The sequence below is a fragment of the Thiomicrorhabdus heinhorstiae genome (assembly GCF_013391765.2).
In the GTDB taxonomy this organism is placed as follows: Bacteria; Pseudomonadota; Gammaproteobacteria; order Thiomicrospirales; family Thiomicrospiraceae; genus Thiomicrorhabdus; species Thiomicrorhabdus heinhorstiae.
On the sequence record NZ_JACBGI020000014.1, the window covers coordinates 38,813 to 56,924 of the forward strand.

Genomic DNA, 18,112 nt, shown 5'->3' on the forward strand with positions numbered 1-18,112 from the left:
ACAGGAAAGGGAACTCGGCAAAGCAGGGAATGTGTTTTTTGCCGGAAGAGAAACGGTTATGAGATCTAAGCGTTATCTATTCAAAAAATGTTCAATGACCGCTTTAGCGGCGACGCTGTCTTTCAGTGCGACATTGGATGCCTTGGCGAGCAGCAAGGTTGCTTCGATGCGAATCGGAGACAACGGCGAAAGGCTGCGTGTCGTATTTGATGTTGACGCGCCAGGGCGTTATCAGGTGAATCTGCTGGATGATTCACGTCTGGCCGTAAACTTCTATGATGCCGAAAACGGTTTAAATTTCTCTAAAAAAATTCTCGGTGATTCACGCCTGAATGCCGTTCAGATTCAGCAGGAAAAAGATAATCTGCAGGTGATCTTGGAGCTTCAGGAAAACACGCGTTACAAAGCGTTTGTTTTACCTGGTAAACCAGGTCAACACGATCGTGTGGTTGTAGATATGAACAGAGTGTCCGAAGCGGAAAGCTCCGAGTCTGCGCCGGTCAAACTTGGCAAAGCTTCTGTTTCTACGACCGTTTCTATAGCGGAGAGCATGAAGCCGAGCCCATCGGTCAAAGAACTGAAGGTTGATTCGGTTACCGCTCAAACTATTTCAAAACAACCATCTGAAAAAACGCTTCCGACCGAACCTTTACAAGAAATCGCATCTGCAAGCAATGCTCAACAACCGAATGGTGCTTTACTGGATCAGATGGCGCAAGAGCTTTGGACGGATTCCGCTTCGAAAGCAAAGGCGTCTGCTCCCATTGAGCAGGCAGTTGCACCTTCAAAGAAAGAGGCTCAGCAAGTAGCCGGCATCGATGATAAACAACAGGGTGTAAAACTTCCGGCTGAAGAAAACACTGCTTTAGTCGAGCAGGCTAAGGAAAGCGTAGCTCTGGTCGAAATGCCGAAAGAGTCCGAAAAAGTTGTTGAACCGGCGCAATACGATGAAGTTGAAGAGCAGGCTCTACGTGACGTTTTTGCTCACTCGGCGGATAGCAGCGAATTTGTGGTGGCGATCGATGCCGGACACGGTGGTAAGGATTCCGGGGCAGTTGGCGCGAATGGCCTGTATGAAAAACAGGTTACTTTGCAGATGGCGAAAGCTTTACAGAAGGAATTGAATCGCTATCCCGGTATTAAAGCGGTATTAACCCGTGATCGCGATGTCTTTATCCCTTTGCACGAAAGGGTCAAGATCGCCAAGCAGAACCATTCGGATATTTTTATTTCAATTCATGCCGACTCTTTCCATGACCGCAATGCACAAGGTGGATCGGTCTATATTCTGTCCCGCGGTGGAGCCAGCAGTGTGATGGCACGGGTACTGGCAAAAAGTGAAAATGCCTTTTTACAGGATTTAAGCTTAAAGGGACGTGATGACGATGTTGCTTATGCTTTAAGCGACCTTTCCCGCGAAGCGAATATCCGCGCCAGTCGAGCATTGGCCAATACGGTTCTGGAAGAGATGAGCAAACAGGTGTCGATGCATAAGGCTTCGGTTCAATCTGCGAATTTTGCGGTCTTAAAGTCGATCGATATGCCATCGTTACTAATCGAAACTGCCTTTATTTCTAATCCTGAAGAGGCTCGAAAGCTCGCCAGTCAGCATTTTCAGGTCAAAATGGCATCGTCCATCGCCGGCGGTTTGAACCGTTTTGTACAAACTCGTGTTCGCAAACCTGCGTGGGGTGAGACTTTGTTTGTTCATTACCGTGTCAAGAAAGGTGATACTTTGAGCTCGATTGCCTCGGACTACAACCTATCCGTGCAAAGGTTGCTGGACGCTAATCGTAGCGTTGATCCAAGACGTTTGTATGTCGGCACCCGTATTCTGATTCCAGTCGAAGAGCAGTTGGCAAAGCTGTAATCCAAGAGAAAATATAAAATTCGCTGGATTAAAAGTAGCGAAAACCGTTTTCTGTAACAATTCCGTCGAGGGGCACATCCCAAGGCTCATTCGGTAGTTTTGCGACTGATTGACAGCTGTGTGCCCAGCCGATCAATTTGGGTTTTGCCGTCGGCCTTTTAAGTTTGAAGGCGAAACTTCTATCATAAAATCCCCCTCCCATGCCGAGACGGTGACCGTTACCGTCGAATGCCACCAATGGCATAAAGACTATATTCAATTCTTCGCCGGCAATATGTTGCTCCGGCAGTAAATCAGGTTCGTTGATGCCGAATCGGTTCGCTTTCATTTGACTCTGTGGCGTGTAGGTCGCAAAGCCCATGTGCCAGTCGGGCAGTGTTTCCAATACAGGTAGATAGAGTTGGTGCCGGCTTTGTTGCCAAAGATAATCGATGGTCGGGTGGGTTCCGAGTTCGCCGTCCTGAGATAGAAAAAGCGCTATTTTGAGAGGAGTTTGAAATTCGTCTTCCTGAAAGAGGGTTTCGATTAGAACATCAAGTACCTGTTGCGAGTGCAGGTTTTGTTTCTGGTGGCTTAAGGCTTGGCGCCTGTTGCGAATTTGACGTCGAATTTCTGAAGGCGTCATAAAAAGGTTCCGCAAGTCTTAAGTAAAGGGAGGGACATGCAACCGCTAAGCTAAAATCCCTGAACCGGAGAAGTTCAGGTGGCAGTCTAGGCAGAAAGTTTAGGCTTCTCGGGTTAGCTAGCTAACGAGATGCTCACCACTTTAAGCTTCTGACCCCAATATTGGAATTATCGGAACGGGGTTTATGCTCAGCAACTGCATGCCTTAATTCGAATTATACCAAAACTATTTTCAAAGTTGTGTACAGAAATTGAGAAGAGTTGATTCGAAATAATTCTTGGTTCAGGGGGGCGATTTAAGTGCTGAAATAGTGGGTAATTCTGTGTTGAAATGAAAGAAGCGGTTTTATTCGTTATCGCTGGCTTGCATTAGTTCGTCCATGCGCGCTTGCAAGGTTTCGGTGTAATCAAGGGTTTCCTGTTTGAGTTGCAGGTAGTCGTAACACAGGTTGAGCGCCGTCATCAAAACTTTGCTTTCGCCACGAAGATTTGGAATCTGGTCCAGTTTGTCTTCAAGAAGTGTAGCGGCTTCCATTAAACGTTCGCGCTCTTCCGGTTCGCAGGGAATTTCGAAGGTGTGGTTCATCAGCGTTAAAGATAGCAATGTTGACTCCTTAAAAGGCGAAGTTTGAATGATAAGCGGATGGAATAAAAAGATTTTTACACTATTCGCCCATCGGGGAACCTTGTATAAAGCCGTTTCAGTCCGACACCAGGCGGTAAATTATGCTCTCTTTCCAGGAAAGCCCGCCGCTTTGATTGTGTTATTATTCATCAATTGACAGGCTTAAACAAGAGAGAACGGTTATGGAATTCGATCGAGTCAACGAGGTTATTTCCGCATTTCCGGAATTGGAGTCCCCATCCTTTATTCAAGGGATTTTAATTGGTCTGCTGTGCGCTGATAACGATATAAAAGAGACAGTGTGGATTAAACGACTGATTGAAGAGGCGGAAATCAAGTCGGTAAAAGAGTCGTTTTTACAGGTTTTGCACGAGTTGTATTTACAGACCAATAAAGGTTTAAACGGTTCGGGGTTCGAATTGCAATTATGTTTGCCGGATGATGAAACCGATCTGGCAACGCGAGCGTTTATGCTCGGACAGCTGTGCGAAGGGGTGCTTTACGGTCTGGGATTGGTGAGTCATCTTAGTGACTTTGAAGCGCGCCTGTCTCATGAAGTCAGAGATGCTTTATCCGATCTTGGCGAGATTGCCCGAATCGATATCGATGGTTTGAACGATGAAACCTCGGCGGACGATGTTAGCGAAAACGATCTGATGCAACTGGTCGAATATGTCAAAGTCAGTCTGTTAATGGTCAACGAAGAGTTAAATCCGACCCAAGCAGCGCCGATTATGGAAAACACGCCTCCGAATACACAGATTCATTAGGATTTTGACTGCAAAATGATGAATGATTTTTACGCTTTGTATGCAGAACACAGGCAGCGTTTAGCAGCGCAATTGCCGGATGACAGTTTGGTTCTGGTCTCTTCGGGAAAAGAATTGTATCGTAATCGAGACGTCGATTATCCGTTCCGGGCTCACAGTGACTTTTGGTATTTAAGCGGTTTTGAAGAGCCGGAAGCGGTTCTGGTTTTGGAAAAAAACCAAGGTGATTTGAAAACACACCTTTTATTGCGACCTAAGGATCCACTGCAGGAGACCTGGCAGGGACGCCGACTGGGTGTGGACGCGGCTTGCGAAACCTTAGGCATTGACGCAGCTTATGAGATTGATGAGTTGCATGAGACGGTTTTACAGCTGTTGGAAAATAAAACGCAGTTGTATTTCAGTTTCGGTGAATTTACCGATTGGGCACCGTTTGTTGACGAGTGGCTGACCGAATCAAAAGCCAAGCATCGGCAGGGGATTGAAACAGTTACCCGTTTATGTGACCTGGATGAAGTGTTGCACGAGCAGAGACTGGTTAAAAATCCTGCCGAGATAGCTCTGCTTAGAAAAGCCGCGCACATCAGTGTTCAAGGACATTTGGCCGCGATGTCGGCTGCATTGGAAGCAGAGTTTGAATATCAGGTTCAGGCAGAATTGGAAGCGACCTGCCGACGTCTTGGATCGCCGAGACAGTCATTCAATACCATTTCCGCAGGCGGTGAAAATGCCTGTATTTTGCACTATACGGAAAATAACGCAACTCTTAATAAAAACGATTTGATTCTGGTGGATGCCGGAGCCGAGTATAGAGGTTATGCCGGTGACATCACGACCACTTTCCCGATTGGGGGGCGCTTTAGCCCGCAGCAAGCGCAGCTCTACTCCCTTGTGCTGGAAGCGCAGCAGGCGGCCATTGCTGCGGTGCAACCGGGTGTCCCTTATATTGCACCTCATCAAGCAGCGGTGAAGATTCTGACACAGGGGTTGCTGTCTTTGGGGATTCTGAACGGTGATCTGGATGCATTGATTGCCGAAGACGCCTATAAACCGTTTTATATGCATGGAACCGGGCACTGGCTCGGCATGGATGTACATGATGTCGGTCGCTACAAACTTAAGGGAGAATGGCGTCCTCTGGAGCCGGGGATGGTATTGACCATTGAACCGGGGTTGTATATTTCCGAAACTCAGATCGGAGTGGACGAACAGTGGCGTGGTATCGGTATCCGAATTGAAGATGATGTTCTGGTAACCGGCGAAGGTCATGAAGTTTTGACTTTGGGTCTGCCGCGTACCGTGCAAGAGATCGAATCTTGGATGTCTTCGGGTGCTGAAAGAGAGATGAAACAGACGGCGGGATGAGCGTGATGACAAAAATTTCTCGTAATTGTGAAGTGGTGATTTCCGGTGGCGGCCCGGTTGGTCTGATTCTGGCGATCGGGTTGGCTCGTCAGGGGCGTTCGGTGTTGCTGGCGGAACCGGTGGCACAACAGTCGAATCAGCCCAATTCTTTTGACGGCAGGGTTCTGGCATTGACCTATGGTTCACAGCAGGTATTGCAGGCACTCGGCATTTGGGATGCATTAGTTGATTACTGCACGCCTATTTTACATGTACATGTCTCGCAAAAAGGTTATATGGGTTTAACGACTTTACATGCTGAAGAGACAGGAGTTCCTGCCTTGGGTTATTCGGTACAGGCAAGCGATCTGGGCAACGTTCTTTGGAGACAAGCGCAGCAGGAGCCATTAATCGAGATTCTTAGCCCGGCTAAAGTGATTGATTTCACGGATGCCCAAGATGGTGTGCAAGTGATTATTGAGGATTTATCCGTCTCCGATGATTCGGTTGAAGCTTCGTTGATTAAATGTACCGCGCAGCTATTGATCGGCGCTGACGGTACTCATTCCAAGGTTCGCCAGTTGATGGGCTTGCCGCTGCACGAAAAGTCTTATCACGCCTATGGTATTCTGGCCAAAATCGAGACTGAAGCTCATCCGGAAGGTTGGTCTTTTGAACGTTTTACCGAAGAAGGACCCGTGGCGCTGTTACCGATGGACGGCCATTTTCATAAAGCGGTACTGGTCTGTCCTGAAGAGCAAAAAGACGCCATTATGGCGTTGAATGACGAAGCTTATATGGCTTTGTTTGCCGATAAAATGGGTGAGCGTCTGGGTGGTTTCACTACGATCAGCGAGCGTGTAGCCTATCCGCTAAAGGAAACCTACGTCGATACCATGACTCAAGGGCGAGAACTCTTGATGGGGAACGCTTCGCATACTCAGCATCCGGTCGCCGCCCAAGGGCTGAATCTGGGGATTCGTGATATTGAGGATTTTTTACGGCTTGCGGAGCAGCAGAATGATCTTGGTAATACGGAATTTCTGCAAGGATATGCCGGAAAGCGTGAACCGGACCACCGTAAAGTGATGGGCATGACCGATGGTTTAATTCAGATTTTCCAGCATGGTTCGCCGTTAGTCGGGCATTTGAGAGGTATTGGCTTAATGGCGCTGCAGAGAATGCCGAAATTGAAACAGCGCTTTTCACGTTTTGCTATGGGGAATCAGCGGCATGGTTAAAGGCAGTGTTAGAGAATATTTCGACTTGATCGTTGTCGGCGGCGGAATGGTCGGGGCCGCTATGGCTCTGGGTGCGGCGCAAGCCGATTTTAAGGTGTTGCTGGTTGAACGTCGCCGTCCGAAAATTGAATGGGATCCCCGGCAGGCGTTCGATGTACGAGTCAGTGCTTTGACGCGGGCGTCCGAGAATATTCTTAAAAATCTTGGAGCCTGGTCAGGCATTCAACGACGTAGATATCACCCGTTTGTTGCTATGCGGGTGTGGGATGAAAGTGCGCCGGGAGAAGTGGTGTTTTCCGCTGCTGAAATGCACGAGGATAATCTGGGTTACACGGTTGAAAACAGTATCATTCAAGCTGCCCTGTGGGAGAGGATTGAACAGAACGAACATGTCGAGCTGTGCATCGGGGATTCGATTCTGGCTTTACATGAAAATATACAGTGTGCCGAATTGCTTCTGGAACAGCGAGGCAAGGTTAGGGCGGATCTGCTTGTCGCGGCCGACGGTGCTTTTTCGCAAATTAGAGATATGGCATTTATCGGCTTGGATACGCATGATTATGAGCAGTGTGCGATCGTCGGCTGCGTTAAAACCGAATTGAGCCATCAAGACACCTGTTGGCAACGCTACCGAAAAGATGGGCCTTTTGCTTATCTGGCGATGACTGACAACGTTAGTTCGATTGCCTGGTATCTGCCGAACGCGAAGAAAGAGTGGGCGTTGTCGTTGAACGATGCCGATTTTGCGATGGAGATCGAAAAAGCTTCTGCAGGTCGTTTGGGTAAAGTGATTCAAGTTGCCGACCGTCAGGCGTTTCCTTTGATTCGACGTCATGCAGAACATTATGTCAAAGCGCATTTGGCGTTGATCGGTGATGCGGCACACACTATTCATCCTCAAGCCGGGCAGGGGGTTAATCTCGGATTCCTTGATATGGCGGCATTGTTGGATGTGATTATCGAAGCCAAGTTGCAGCAAAAGCCGATTGGGAAAAAATCGGTATTGCGTCGCTACGAGCGTTGGCGACGCGGAGATAATGCGCTGGTGCAAAGATCAATGGAAGGTTTTGATTGGATGTTCAAGCAGGATATGGAATTGAAAACTGCCTTGCGACGAGGATTATTGCCATTAGCCAATAAGGTCGGTTTTATGAAAAACTGGCTGATGGGGCAGGCTTTAAACGGTCGGGATGCTTTACCGACTCTGGCGAAGACCTATATCGACAAGAGTGCTGCTGAACGGAAAATCGGATGAATATCAAAGCGGTATTAGGCGTAGCTGGCGTTCATCACGCTGAAAGTGATCGGGCGAATAAAGTTGGACGGGTATTCGAGTCTCTGGTTCTACTGGCTTTATTGGCAGTATTTATGCAGATTGTTCTGTTCTACGCCGGTTACGAATTTGAACCACCCTGGTTTAATGACCTGGTTTGGGCTGTATTTGCTCTAGAGCTGGTGGTTAACCTGATTTTAGTTCGCTACCGCTGGCGTTATTTGCGGCAGAATTGGTTGAATGTCGCAATTGTAGTGTTGGCTTTTCCGTTGATTAACTGGGGCAGTAGCTGGGTACTCATTATGCGTTCTTTGCGACTGATCCTGTTGATTCGGTTTTTCACCAGTTTTTTTAAAGACGCGATTATTATTTTAAAGAGTAATCGTTTCGGCCAGACTTTGATTGCCTTTGCTTTGTTGATTGTCGGCGCCGGTTCAATGTTTGCCTATCTGGAAGATCGCACTTTTATCGACGGCATCTGGTATGCGATTGTCACCATTACCACCGTCGGTTACGGCGATGTGGTTCCTCAATCCGAGCACGGACGAATTTTCGGTTCGATTTTAATTCTGTTCGGCGTGTTGTTTTTCTCGTTGGTAACGGCAAATATCTCCGCATTTTTGATCGGAAGTGATCAGCGCCGTTTAGAAAAAGATATTTTGACTTATATGCAGCAAACCGAAAGCCGTTTGGCTAAACAGTCTCTGGAAAACGAACGCTACGTTGAAAACTTGATGACGCATTTCTCGGCGGAAATCGAGTCTTTGAAGAAAGAGTTGGCCGAAATGCGCAAAAAAGAACGCAAAGATGAAGTTAATTCGCGTTTGCGCCAGGATAAGCGTGAATAACTGCAAAGAAGTCAGGATTTTTCGGTAATTTCGGCGTAGAATGCCCTGGTAATAAAAATTTAATGAGGCGATTAAGTTATTTGACTTTTTTTGGGCGAGCCCCTATATTCATTAACTTCACAAAAGCTTTTTTATAGAAAATCATAAAGGAAATTTCGGATGGCAGATAGACGTCTTCAGGTATTCCATACGGTTGCAAAGGTAATGAGTTTTACCAAGGCTGCAGAAACGCTCCATATGACTCAACCGGCGGTAACCTTCCAGGTTAAGCAACTTGAAGATTTTTTCAATACCCGCCTATTCGATCGAACCCACAATAAGATTACCCTTACAGAAGCCGGCAAGGTCGTTTATAACTACGCCGACCAGATTCTCGAACATTACGAAAAAATGAACAGCGAAGTTCGCGAGCTAACCGGTGAAGTTACCGGAACGCTGGTGATCGGAGCCAGTACGACGATTGCCGAGTATATGTTGCCTAGTTTGCTAGGGGCTTTCAAGAAACAGTTTGAAGACGTTAATATCCGTTTGCAGGTCGGGAACACCGACGCAATTGTTTCGATGGTTGAGAATAATATGATCGATTTGGGATTGGTTGAAGCGCCGGTTCAGAATAAAAACCTCGAAGTCGATGTATGTCGTATCGACGAAATGCAATTGATTTGTCCAAACGACCATCCGCTGTCGAAACGTGACAAGGTTACGGTCGATGATATCCGTAAATACGGCTATATTTCCCGAGAGGAAGGTTCCGGTTCGCGTGCAGTAATCGATACCTATATCCGGGAACAGGGACTCAGCTACAGCGACTTGAACGTCGTGATGGAACTGGGAAGTCCTGAGGCTGTTAAAATGGCGGTAGAGTCGGATGTCGGTGTGGCGATTGTTTCCCGTACGACTCTGGCGAAAGAATTGCAATTGCATACCTTGAAAGCGATTCCTATGGACCCGCCGATTTTGCGTCCTTTCTCGCATGTACGTCAAAAGCATAAATTCCGCCATCGTGCCGTTGGTGAATTACTGGAATTTGCAATCAATTATTGCCGTGCTCGCGCTCAGGAGCTTGGATTCCGTATTCCGACTGAGGAAGAGCAAAAAACCATGGGCCGCTAATTTTTAGCGTGGTCTATCGATATAAAAAAACCGAGCAATGCTCGGTTTTTTTATTTTTGATGTTTTTGACTACAGGTTGTCGGAAGCGAATTCCGCCAAGCGCGAACGCTCGCCCTGTTGCAAGGTAATGTGTGCACTATGTTCCCAGGATTTAAAGCGGTCAACGATATAGGTCAAACCGGTGGTGGTCTCCGTCAGGTAAGGCGAGTCGATCTGGCTGATGTTACCCAGACAGACCACTTTGGTACCTTCACCGGCACGGGTGACCAGTGTTTTCATCTGTTTAGGCGTCAGGTTCTGCGCTTCATCGAGAATAATGAATTTGTGCTGGAAAGTTCGTCCGCGCATAAAGTTCATCGACTTGATTTTAATGCGTTTGCTCAGCAGCTGCTGAGTGCTCTCCTTCTCCCAATCCGTATAGCCGTCCGATTCGGTTAAAACTTCCAGGTTATCCATTAGGGCGCCCATCCAAGGGGTCATTTTTTCTTCTTCGGTTCCAGGCAGGAAACCGATGTCTTCACCGACCGGAATAGTGGCACGGGTCATAATAATTTCGCTGTAGATATTGCGATCCAGAGTCTGTTCCAATGCGGCGGCAAGGGCCAGTAATGTTTTACCGGTACCGGCTACACCCAGAAGCGATACGAAATCGATATCCGGATCCATCAGATAGTTCAAGGCGATATTCTGTTCGGCATTGCGCGCGTTGATGCCCCAAACGCTGTGGTTCGGTTGCGTAAAATCCTGCAAGTATTCAAGAGTCGCTTTATTGTGATGGACTTCACGGACAATGGCGTTGAATCCGGCATCGTTTTGGCTGATCAAGCATTGATTAGGATACCAGCGGCAATGCTCATCCACTTCAAGTTCGTAGAAGGTACGACCTTCTTCCTGCCAGGACTTCATGTTTTTGCCGTGTTCCTCAAAGAAATGTTCCGGCAGGTATTCCCAGCCGGTATACAGCAAGTCGGCATCTTCCAGTACACGGTCATTATAATAATCTTCCGAGTGCAGACCGACGGCGGAAGATTTGATGCGCATGTTAATGTCTTTGGTGACCAGGGTTACATTGCGCTTGTTGTATTTCTCTTTTAAAGCCAAGCCGGTTTGCAGAATATGGTTGTCGGCTTTGTGGCTTGGTAGAGAAGCCGGCAATTCAGCGATCAAAGGTTCGGTTTCGAAATATAGTTTTCCTAGGTGGAGTTCGTCCTGATTCGGGTTGGGGTGAATTCTTTCCAGAGACAGACCGTTTTTGATGTCTTCAAAGCTGGCATCGCTGATAATCTGGTCGATCAAGCGGTTGGTTTCACGAACGTTACGGGAAACTTCCGACATCCCTTTTTTCCCGGCATCCAACTCTTCCAAGACCGTCATGGAGATAAAAATATCGTGCTCTTCAAAATTGAAGAGCGCCATAGGGTCGTGCATTAAAACGTTGGTGTCGAGAATAAATAGGCGGCGGTGTTCATTGGTCATAACAAGCTCCTTGCTTGAATAGAATGGCTGCTTATTAGGCAGCGATGATCTCTTTTAAAGTTTCTAGAACTTCCTCGGCGTGTCCTTTGACTTTTACTTTGCGCCATGCATGCAAAGTCTCGCCCTGCGGATCAAGCAGAAAAGTACTGCGGACGATCCCCATATATTCTTTGCCGAAGTTTTTCTTTAACTGGTAGATGCCGAAAGAGGAGCATAATTCGGCTTGCGGATCCGATATCAGATCGAACTCGAAACCTTGTTTGCTTTTGAAATTCTCGTGGCGTTTCATCGAATCCATTGATATGCCGTAAATCTTGGCATTGAGTTGCTCGAACTCGGGAAGTAGTCGCTGAAAGTCTAGGCCTTCGGTGGTGCAGCCGGGGGTGCTGTCTTTGGGGTAGAAGTAGAGAACGCTATAGTGACCAAGTAGAGTTTGTTGACTAAAAGGCTGTTGGTTAGTGGATTCCAGTTGAACGGACGATAAAAGTCCGTCGGTTGATTGGGTCATAGGGGTGGTTCCTGTTAGACGTATTTTGTCGTTTTTTTATCATCTTTTAGTTTCCAGTATGACGATTTTTGCAAAACATCGCAATAGTAGATTGGGCGTAATTACTCTTTTAAACTCAAAGCATTTATGCGTCTTGAATAAGCCGATTATTTGGTTGAAGTGTGCAGGGGGAACGGTTAAGATTACTCTTTTTGAAATTTCGTTAAAATTCTGGAGATTTGCGCTGTGTTTAAAGGCAGTATGGTGGCTTTGGTTACGCCGATGTTAGAGGATGAATCCGTTGATTTCACTTCGCTGGAAAAGTTGCTGGAGTTCCATATTGCGGAAAAGACCGATGCAATCGTCGCGGTAGGTACGACCGGTGAATCGGCTACTCTGGATTTTGAAGAGCACTGCGAAGTCGTACGCTTCGTGGTTGAAAAGGTGAACGGACGCGTTCCGGTGATTGCCGGAACCGGGGCTAATTCGACTCAGGAAGCGATAGAGTTGACTCAGTGCGCCAAGGATGCCGGTGCGGATGCCTGTTTGCTGGTAACCCCTTACTATAATAAGCCGACGCAAGAAGGCTTGTATCGTCACTACAAGAAAATTGCCGAAACGGTCGATATTCCGCAAATCCTATACAATGTGCCGGGACGTACCGCTTGCGACCTTCTTCCTGAAACGGTGATTCGTTTGTCCGAAATCCCGAATATTATCGGGATTAAAGAAGCGACCGGTGATATTAGCCGGGTAGCGAAAATCAAGGCTGGAGCCGGGGAAGATTTCGATCTTTATACCGGTGATGATGCGTCGGCGGTCGACTTTATTCTCGCAGGCGGTCACGGTGGAATTTCGGTGACGGCGAATGTTACTCCGAGAATATTGCACGAAGTTTATGCCGCAGCCTTGGCGGGTGATGAAAAAACCGCCCGTGAACTGGATGCTCCATTACAGGCATTGCACAAAGATTTGTTCGTCGAGTCGAATCCGATTCCTGTGAAATGGGCTGTTTCCCAAATGGGATTCTGCGGCGAAGCGATTCGCCTGCCGTTGACGCCTCTTTCCGAAGCGGCTCAACCGGTTGTCAGACAAGCTATGGAACAAGCGGGTATCAAACTGTAATAATTTGAGCGCCTTCCAATTTAATTTTTTAACAAAGGTTTAGCGTTTATGCGCCTCCAATCAAAAGCATTACTGATTTCTTCCTCTCTTATCCTCGTCAATTTAAGTGGTTGTTCAACAATCTCCGGCCTTTTCGGTGGCGGAGATGAGAACTACCGCGATACTCAAGGCCAGATCGTAGAAAATTTGGAAATGCCGCCAAATCTTTTCAGCCCTGCTAAAGAGCAGAGCAAAATGTCGATGGCTTTGGCAAAAGCGGAGCGCAATGCGGAAATTATGCAGGCGCAAGCGAATAAAATTCCTTCCTACGCCGCCCAAGGCATTTCAATCGGTTCCAACTTGTCGGAGCGATGGTTGCAAATCGATTCGATGGAAGCCGATAAGGCATGGGATGCATTGTTGCATTTCTTCGAAAGCCAAGGTTTTGATATCGCTGAACAGCGTAAAGACATCGGTGTCATTAAAACGACCTATAAAAAACGTGCCGAGATCGTACCTAAATCGGAATTCGGTCCGATTACCCGTATGTTGAATGCCTGGCGTCCGGAAGTGGCCGATGGTGCTTTGGACAAATTTATCGCTCGTATGGAAGCGGAAAACGGTCAGGTTCGCATCTATATCAATCACCATATGATGTTCACTAATGCTGCGAAGCAGGTTACCGGTTCCGAAGACGAGGCGAGTACCGATACTTACCGTGTTCTGCCATATAGCCCGGTGATGGAGGCAGAAGAGCTGTATCAGGCGATGGTGTTCTTCGGCAGCAGTAAAGAGCAGGCGATGAGCCAGATTGAATCAACCGAAAACATGGTTGAAATTGAAGGCGGTCACGAGTTCGACGGTTTGATTCTTTTGGCCGGAATGGAACAGAGCTGGAACTATCTGCAATCGACCGTGTACCGTGCGGATTGGACGATCGAAAAGCTGGATACCAATAAGAAAACTTTGTGGGTGAATGTACCTGAAACCTTGCGCGAGTCCGAAGGACTGCTTTCTAAACTGGCTTTCTGGAAATCATCTTCTAAAAAAGCGTTGCCGAAACAGCTGTTATTGCGATTGAACGACTATAAAGACGACGCGCAAAAAACTCTGTTGGAAGTCGATGTACCGGAGGGTGTGACACCTTTAACCGTCGAACAACGCCGTTATGTATTTGAAAGTCTGGGATTATTAGGAAAACGCTAAACCGGCTTAAAATTGCCCTCCTTGATTGAGGGCTTTGTTTTTTTCGAAAGGACAAAAAACTATGCAAATTATTTGGGGAAATCCCGCGCATTCTGCGTACCGTCTAAATCAGTTATTAAACAAACTGCAAGCTGTTGCGACTATTAGCGATGTTCAGTCTCAGTTTGTTTATTTTGTCGACACTTCTGCTGATTTAAACGCCGATGAAATCGCTCGACTGAATACTTTGTTGAACAAAGACGCCGCCGATAAGAGTGGTGAATTAGGTGCCGACAGCTGTATTGTTACCCCTCGTATCGGAACGATTTCTCCTTGGTCGTCTAAAGCGACAGACATCACTCATACCTGCGGTATCGACACCGTATTGCGTATCGAACGCGGGATTGTTTACCACTTTTCAGGTGCTAAAGCCGAAGATAAATCTGCATTAGAAGCTGTCGTCCACGACCGTATGATGGAAACGGTGAGTCATGATTTTGATTCACTGGAAAACCTGTTCTCGCATCAGTCGCCTAAGCCGATGACAACCGTAGATGTGCTAGGTGGTGGTCGTGACGCTTTAGCTCTGGCCAACAAAGAGATGGGGCTGGCGCTTTCGGATGATGAAATTGACTACCTGATTGATGCTTTCAACGGCCTTGGCCGTAATCCGGTTGATGCCGAACTGATGATGTTTGCACAGGCAAACTCGGAGCACTGCCGCCACAAAATTTTTAACGCCGACTGGACGATTGACGGCGAAGATAAGCCAAATTCACTGTTCGGTATGATCCGCAACACTTATCAGAAGAGCCCGGAAGGAGTTCTTTCCGCATACAGCGATAACGCAGCGGTAGTCGAAGGTGCGCAGGCAACGCGTTTCTTCCCGAATCCGAAAACTCGCAAGTACGAATTCTCCGAAGAACCGGTCCACTTCCAAATTAAGGTTGAAACCCATAACCACCCGACGGCCATCTCACCATGGCCGGGTGCGGCTACCGGTTCCGGAGGTGAAATCCGTGACGAAGGTGCGACAGGTCGTGGTTCCAAGCCAAAAGCCGGTCTGACCGGTTTCACGGTTTCCAACCTGAACATCCCTGGTTTTGAACAGCCTTGGGAAAAGCCATATGGCAAGCCGGGTCGTATCGTTACGCCTATGGACATTATGATTGAAGGTCCTTTGGGTGCGGCGGCGTTTAACAACGAATTCGGTCGCCCTGCGATCAACGGTTACTTCCGTACCTATGAAAACGCGCTAATCACCCACGATGGAGAAGAGATTCGCGGTTATCACAAGCCGATTATGTTGGCCGGTGGTCTGGGTAGTATTCGTGAAATGCATATCCAAAAAGGTGATATTCCGGTTGGCGCTAAGCTGGTGATTCTGGGTGGCCCTGCAATGTTGATCGGTCTTGGCGGCGGTGCCGCATCATCGGTTGAGACCGGTTCCGGTTCGGAAGCGCTGGATTTTGCTTCGGTACAACGTGAAAACCCGGAAATGGAACGTCGCGCACAAGAAGTTATCGACCGTTGTACTTACCTTGGTGAAGATTCACCAATCGCATCTATTCATGACGTGGGAGCAGGTGGTATCTCGAATGCGTTCCCTGAGTTGGTAAATGATGCCGGTAAAGGTGGGAAAATTGATCTACGTTCGGTGCCAAATGACGAACCGGGTATGTCGCCGATGGAAATCTGGTCGAACGAATCGCAGGAGCGCTATGTCATTGCCGTTTACCCGGACAAGATTGATCAGTTTGTCGAAATCTGTAAGCGTGAGCGTGCGATCTATGCCATCGTCGGCGAAGCGACTAAAGAACAAGAATTGGTTGTTAACGATACCGTATTCGAAAACAATCCGGTGGATATGCCGCTAAACGTACTGCTTGGTAAGCCGCCTAAGATGCACCGTACCGCAGAAACGCGTTCTATCCCACAGGCTGGTTTTGAAACCGCTAATCTGGATTTGAACGAAGTTGCCGAGCGTCTAATGAAATTGCCGACGATTGCATCGAAGAGCTTCCTTATCACGATTGGTGACCGTACCATCACGGGTATGGTAACGCGTGATCAGATGGTTGGCCCTTGGCAGGTTCCGGTAGCCAACGCGGGTATTACCGCATCTGACTACAATGGTTACACTGGTGAAGCGATGGCATCCGGTGAGCGTCCTCCGGTGGCACTAATTAACCCTAAAGCATCTGCACGTCTGTCGATTGCCGAAGCGATTACCAATATTGCCTGTGCGAAAATCGGCAAAATGTCGGATATTAAGATTTCTGCGAACTGGATGGCCGCAGCGGGCCATCCGGGTGAAGACTCCGCGCTTTACGATGCGGTTGAAACCGTTGGTCTAGAGTTATGTCCGGCTCTGGGTATCGCGGTTCCAGTTGGTAAAGACTCCATGTCGATGAAGACGGTTTGGAAAGAAGGTGACGAAGACAAAGCGGTTATCTCGCCAATGTCACTGAACATTACGACTTTCGCGCCAGTAGAAGATGTGCGTAAAACGGTAACGCCTCAGTTGCGCACTGATCTGGGTGATACTGAACTATTGGTTATCGACCTGGGTAAAGGGCAAAACCGTATTGGTGCAAGCTGCTTGGCACAGGTTTATGGTCAGGTCGGTGAAAATACTGCTGATCTGGATTCTGCTGACGACCTACTAAACCTGTTCAATGCAACACAAGGACTAATGGCTGACGATAAAATTGTTGCTTACCATGACCGTGCTGATGGTGGCCTGTTGGTCACTCTGGCGGAAATGGCATTTGCCGGTCACACCGGTATTAAGGTAGATATTTCTGCTCTGGGTTCGGAACCGGTTGCGGCTCTGTGTGCCGAAGAAGTCGGTGTGGTTTTGCAGGTTAAGTCTGCAGACAAAGCAGCGGTAGAAGCCGTGCTTGCGGCAAATAACTTGTCTGAGATGTCACACTTTATCGGTTCGGTTTCTTCTGACGATGCAATCTCGATTTCTGCAAACGGTGCGGAAATCTTCAATATGCCGCGTAAGCAATTACAGAAGTGGTGGACCGAAACTTCTTACCGTATGCAGGCGATTCGTGACAACGAAGATTGTGCGAAGCAGGAATTCAATGCCATCGATAATGATGCCAATACTGAAATCAACCCGGTGGTTACTTTCGATATTAATGATGACATTACCGCTGAGTTTGCTGATGCGCCTCGTCCAAAAGTGGCGATTCTGCGCGAACAGGGCGTGAATGGTCAGCAAGAGATGGCGGCGGCATTTACTAAAGCCGGTTTCGATGCAATTGACGTTCATATGAGCGATGTGCTGTCCGGTGAAGTCGACTTTGCAGACTTCCGTGGTCTGGTTGCTTGTGGTGGTTTCTCATATGGTGACGTACTGGGTGCCGGTCGCGGTTGGGCGAACTCAATCTTGTTCAACGACACTGCACGTACGACTTTTGAGAATTTCTTCCAGCGTGAAGATACCTTCTCTCTAGGTGTTTGTAACGGTTGTCAGATGCTGTCAAACCTAAAAGAGATTATCCCGGGTGCGGAAAATTGGCCGACATTTGTGCGTAACACTTCCGAGCAGTTTGAAGCGCGTTTCTCGCAAGTTCAAATCGAAGAGTCACCATCTATCTTATTAAAAGGTATGGCGGGTACCCGTATCCCTGTTGCAGTTGCACATGGTGAAGGACGTATGGACTTTGGTACAGGTGATGCATCACAAGTTGAGGGTCTGGTTGGTGTACGTTACGTGGATGCGCAAGGAAATCCGACCGAAGCATATCCATTCAACCCGAACGGTACGGCAAACGGTATGACGGGACTGACCACCCCTGACGGCCGAGTCACGATTATGATGCCGCACCCTGAACGTGTATTCCGTGCAGTGCAGAACTCTTGGCACCCTGACGAATGGCAGGAAGATGCACCGTGGATGAGACTATTCCGCAACGCGCGTAAGTGGGTTGGCTAGAAACGTCTAAGGCTCGTTAGCTGTTTGTTGGAGGTTTTGTCAAAAGTTGTCCTATTTGACAGAAACTCCTGATCTGACCTGACGAGCTTTATTTCATTATCAAGAAAAGATCTATGCTGTAGTGAAATTTGTTTCGATCTTCAGTATTTGGTCTTTTTGATAGTAGGGCCGCAAAGACAAGAAGGTTTTTAGTATTAGAA

14 protein-coding genes are annotated in these 18,112 nt (G+C 47.7%); 10 read left to right on the forward strand and 4 right to left on the reverse strand.

Annotated elements, in window-relative coordinates; all coding sequences use genetic code 11:
- Window positions 1-58 precede the first annotated feature (58 nt).
- Entirely contained in the window at window positions 59-1,870 is a 1,812-nt protein-coding gene (locus H8792_RS07975; protein ID WP_185978422.1) for an N-acetylmuramoyl-L-alanine amidase, read from the forward strand.
- A gap of 28 nt (window positions 1,871-1,898) precedes the next feature.
- On the opposite strand, the gene H8792_RS07980 is transcribed toward H8792_RS07975, so the two are convergent.
- Window positions 1,899-2,495 carry a 5-formyltetrahydrofolate cyclo-ligase gene (locus H8792_RS07980; RefSeq protein WP_185978423.1) on the reverse strand — a complete coding sequence of 199 codons (597 nt, stop codon included), beginning with the start codon at window positions 2,493-2,495 and terminating at the stop codon, window positions 1,899-1,901.
- Window positions 2,496-2,840: 345 nt separating this feature from the next.
- Entirely contained in the window at window positions 2,841-3,098 is a 258-nt protein-coding gene (locus H8792_RS07985) for a cell division protein ZapA (protein ID WP_185978424.1), read from the reverse strand.
- A 203-nt stretch (window positions 3,099-3,301) separates the two neighbouring features.
- Here H8792_RS07985 and H8792_RS07990 point away from each other — a divergent pair, with 203 nt between their 5' ends.
- The 6 genes from H8792_RS07990 (at window position 3,302) to H8792_RS08015 (ending at window position 9,708) form a co-directional block, all read left to right on the forward strand.
- Window positions 3,302-3,889 carry a UPF0149 family protein gene (locus H8792_RS07990; RefSeq protein WP_185978425.1) on the forward strand — a complete coding sequence of 196 codons (588 nt, stop codon included), beginning with the start codon at window positions 3,302-3,304 and terminating at the stop codon, window positions 3,887-3,889.
- A gap of 15 nt (window positions 3,890-3,904) precedes the next feature.
- On the forward strand, window positions 3,905-5,254 hold the full coding sequence (locus H8792_RS07995; RefSeq protein ID WP_228767012.1) for an aminopeptidase P N-terminal domain-containing protein: 1,350 nt from the start codon (window positions 3,905-3,907) through the stop codon (window positions 5,252-5,254).
- 5 nt (window positions 5,255-5,259) lie between these two features.
- Window positions 5,260-6,474 (forward strand): FAD-dependent monooxygenase, encoded by a 1,215-nt coding sequence (locus H8792_RS08000; RefSeq protein ID WP_228767013.1) that lies wholly within the window; start codon window positions 5,260-5,262, stop codon window positions 6,472-6,474.
- Complete coding sequence (locus H8792_RS08005; RefSeq protein ID WP_185978427.1) at window positions 6,467-7,729, forward strand: UbiH/UbiF/VisC/COQ6 family ubiquinone biosynthesis hydroxylase; 1,263 nt, start codon at window positions 6,467-6,469, stop codon at window positions 7,727-7,729. Before H8792_RS08000 ends, H8792_RS08005 begins: the two co-directional genes overlap by 8 nt.
- The gene (locus tag H8792_RS08010; protein ID WP_185978428.1) at window positions 7,726-8,595 is read left to right on the forward strand and encodes a potassium channel family protein; all 870 of its coding nucleotides are present in this window, start codon (window positions 7,726-7,728) and stop codon (window positions 8,593-8,595) included. The genes H8792_RS08005 and H8792_RS08010 overlap by 4 nt, the downstream gene beginning before the upstream one ends.
- A 159-nt stretch (window positions 8,596-8,754) precedes the next feature.
- The gene (locus H8792_RS08015) at window positions 8,755-9,708 is read left to right on the forward strand and encodes a LysR family transcriptional regulator (RefSeq protein WP_185978429.1); all 954 of its coding nucleotides are present in this window, start codon (window positions 8,755-8,757) and stop codon (window positions 9,706-9,708) included.
- A 69-nt stretch (window positions 9,709-9,777) separates the two neighbouring features.
- Here H8792_RS08015 and H8792_RS08020 read toward each other — a convergent pair whose 3' ends face one another.
- Together H8792_RS08020 and H8792_RS08025 are read right to left on the reverse strand one after the other, a co-directional pair.
- Entirely contained in the window at window positions 9,778-11,184 is a 1,407-nt protein-coding gene (locus H8792_RS08020; RefSeq protein ID WP_185978430.1) for a PhoH family protein, read from the reverse strand.
- Between the two features lie 34 nt (window positions 11,185-11,218).
- Window positions 11,219-11,692: a peroxiredoxin gene (locus tag H8792_RS08025; RefSeq protein ID WP_185978431.1), complete on the reverse strand. Its 474-nt coding sequence runs from the start codon at window positions 11,690-11,692 to the stop codon at window positions 11,219-11,221.
- A 225-nt stretch (window positions 11,693-11,917) separates the two neighbouring features.
- Between H8792_RS08025 and dapA the strand changes: the two genes are divergently transcribed.
- The 3 genes from dapA (at window position 11,918) to purL (ending at window position 17,912) form a co-directional block, all read left to right on the forward strand.
- On the forward strand, window positions 11,918-12,796 hold the full coding sequence (gene dapA / locus H8792_RS08030; RefSeq protein ID WP_319557725.1) for a 4-hydroxy-tetrahydrodipicolinate synthase: 879 nt from the start codon (window positions 11,918-11,920) through the stop codon (window positions 12,794-12,796).
- 48 nt (window positions 12,797-12,844) lie between these two features.
- Entirely contained in the window at window positions 12,845-13,981 is a 1,137-nt protein-coding gene (locus H8792_RS08035; RefSeq protein ID WP_185978432.1) for an outer membrane protein assembly factor BamC, read from the forward strand.
- A 61-nt stretch (window positions 13,982-14,042) separates the two neighbouring features.
- Window positions 14,043-17,912, forward strand: coding sequence for a phosphoribosylformylglycinamidine synthase (purL, locus tag H8792_RS08040; RefSeq protein WP_185978433.1), 3,870 nt, complete (start codon window positions 14,043-14,045; stop codon window positions 17,910-17,912).
- Window positions 17,913-18,112 lie beyond the last annotated feature (200 nt).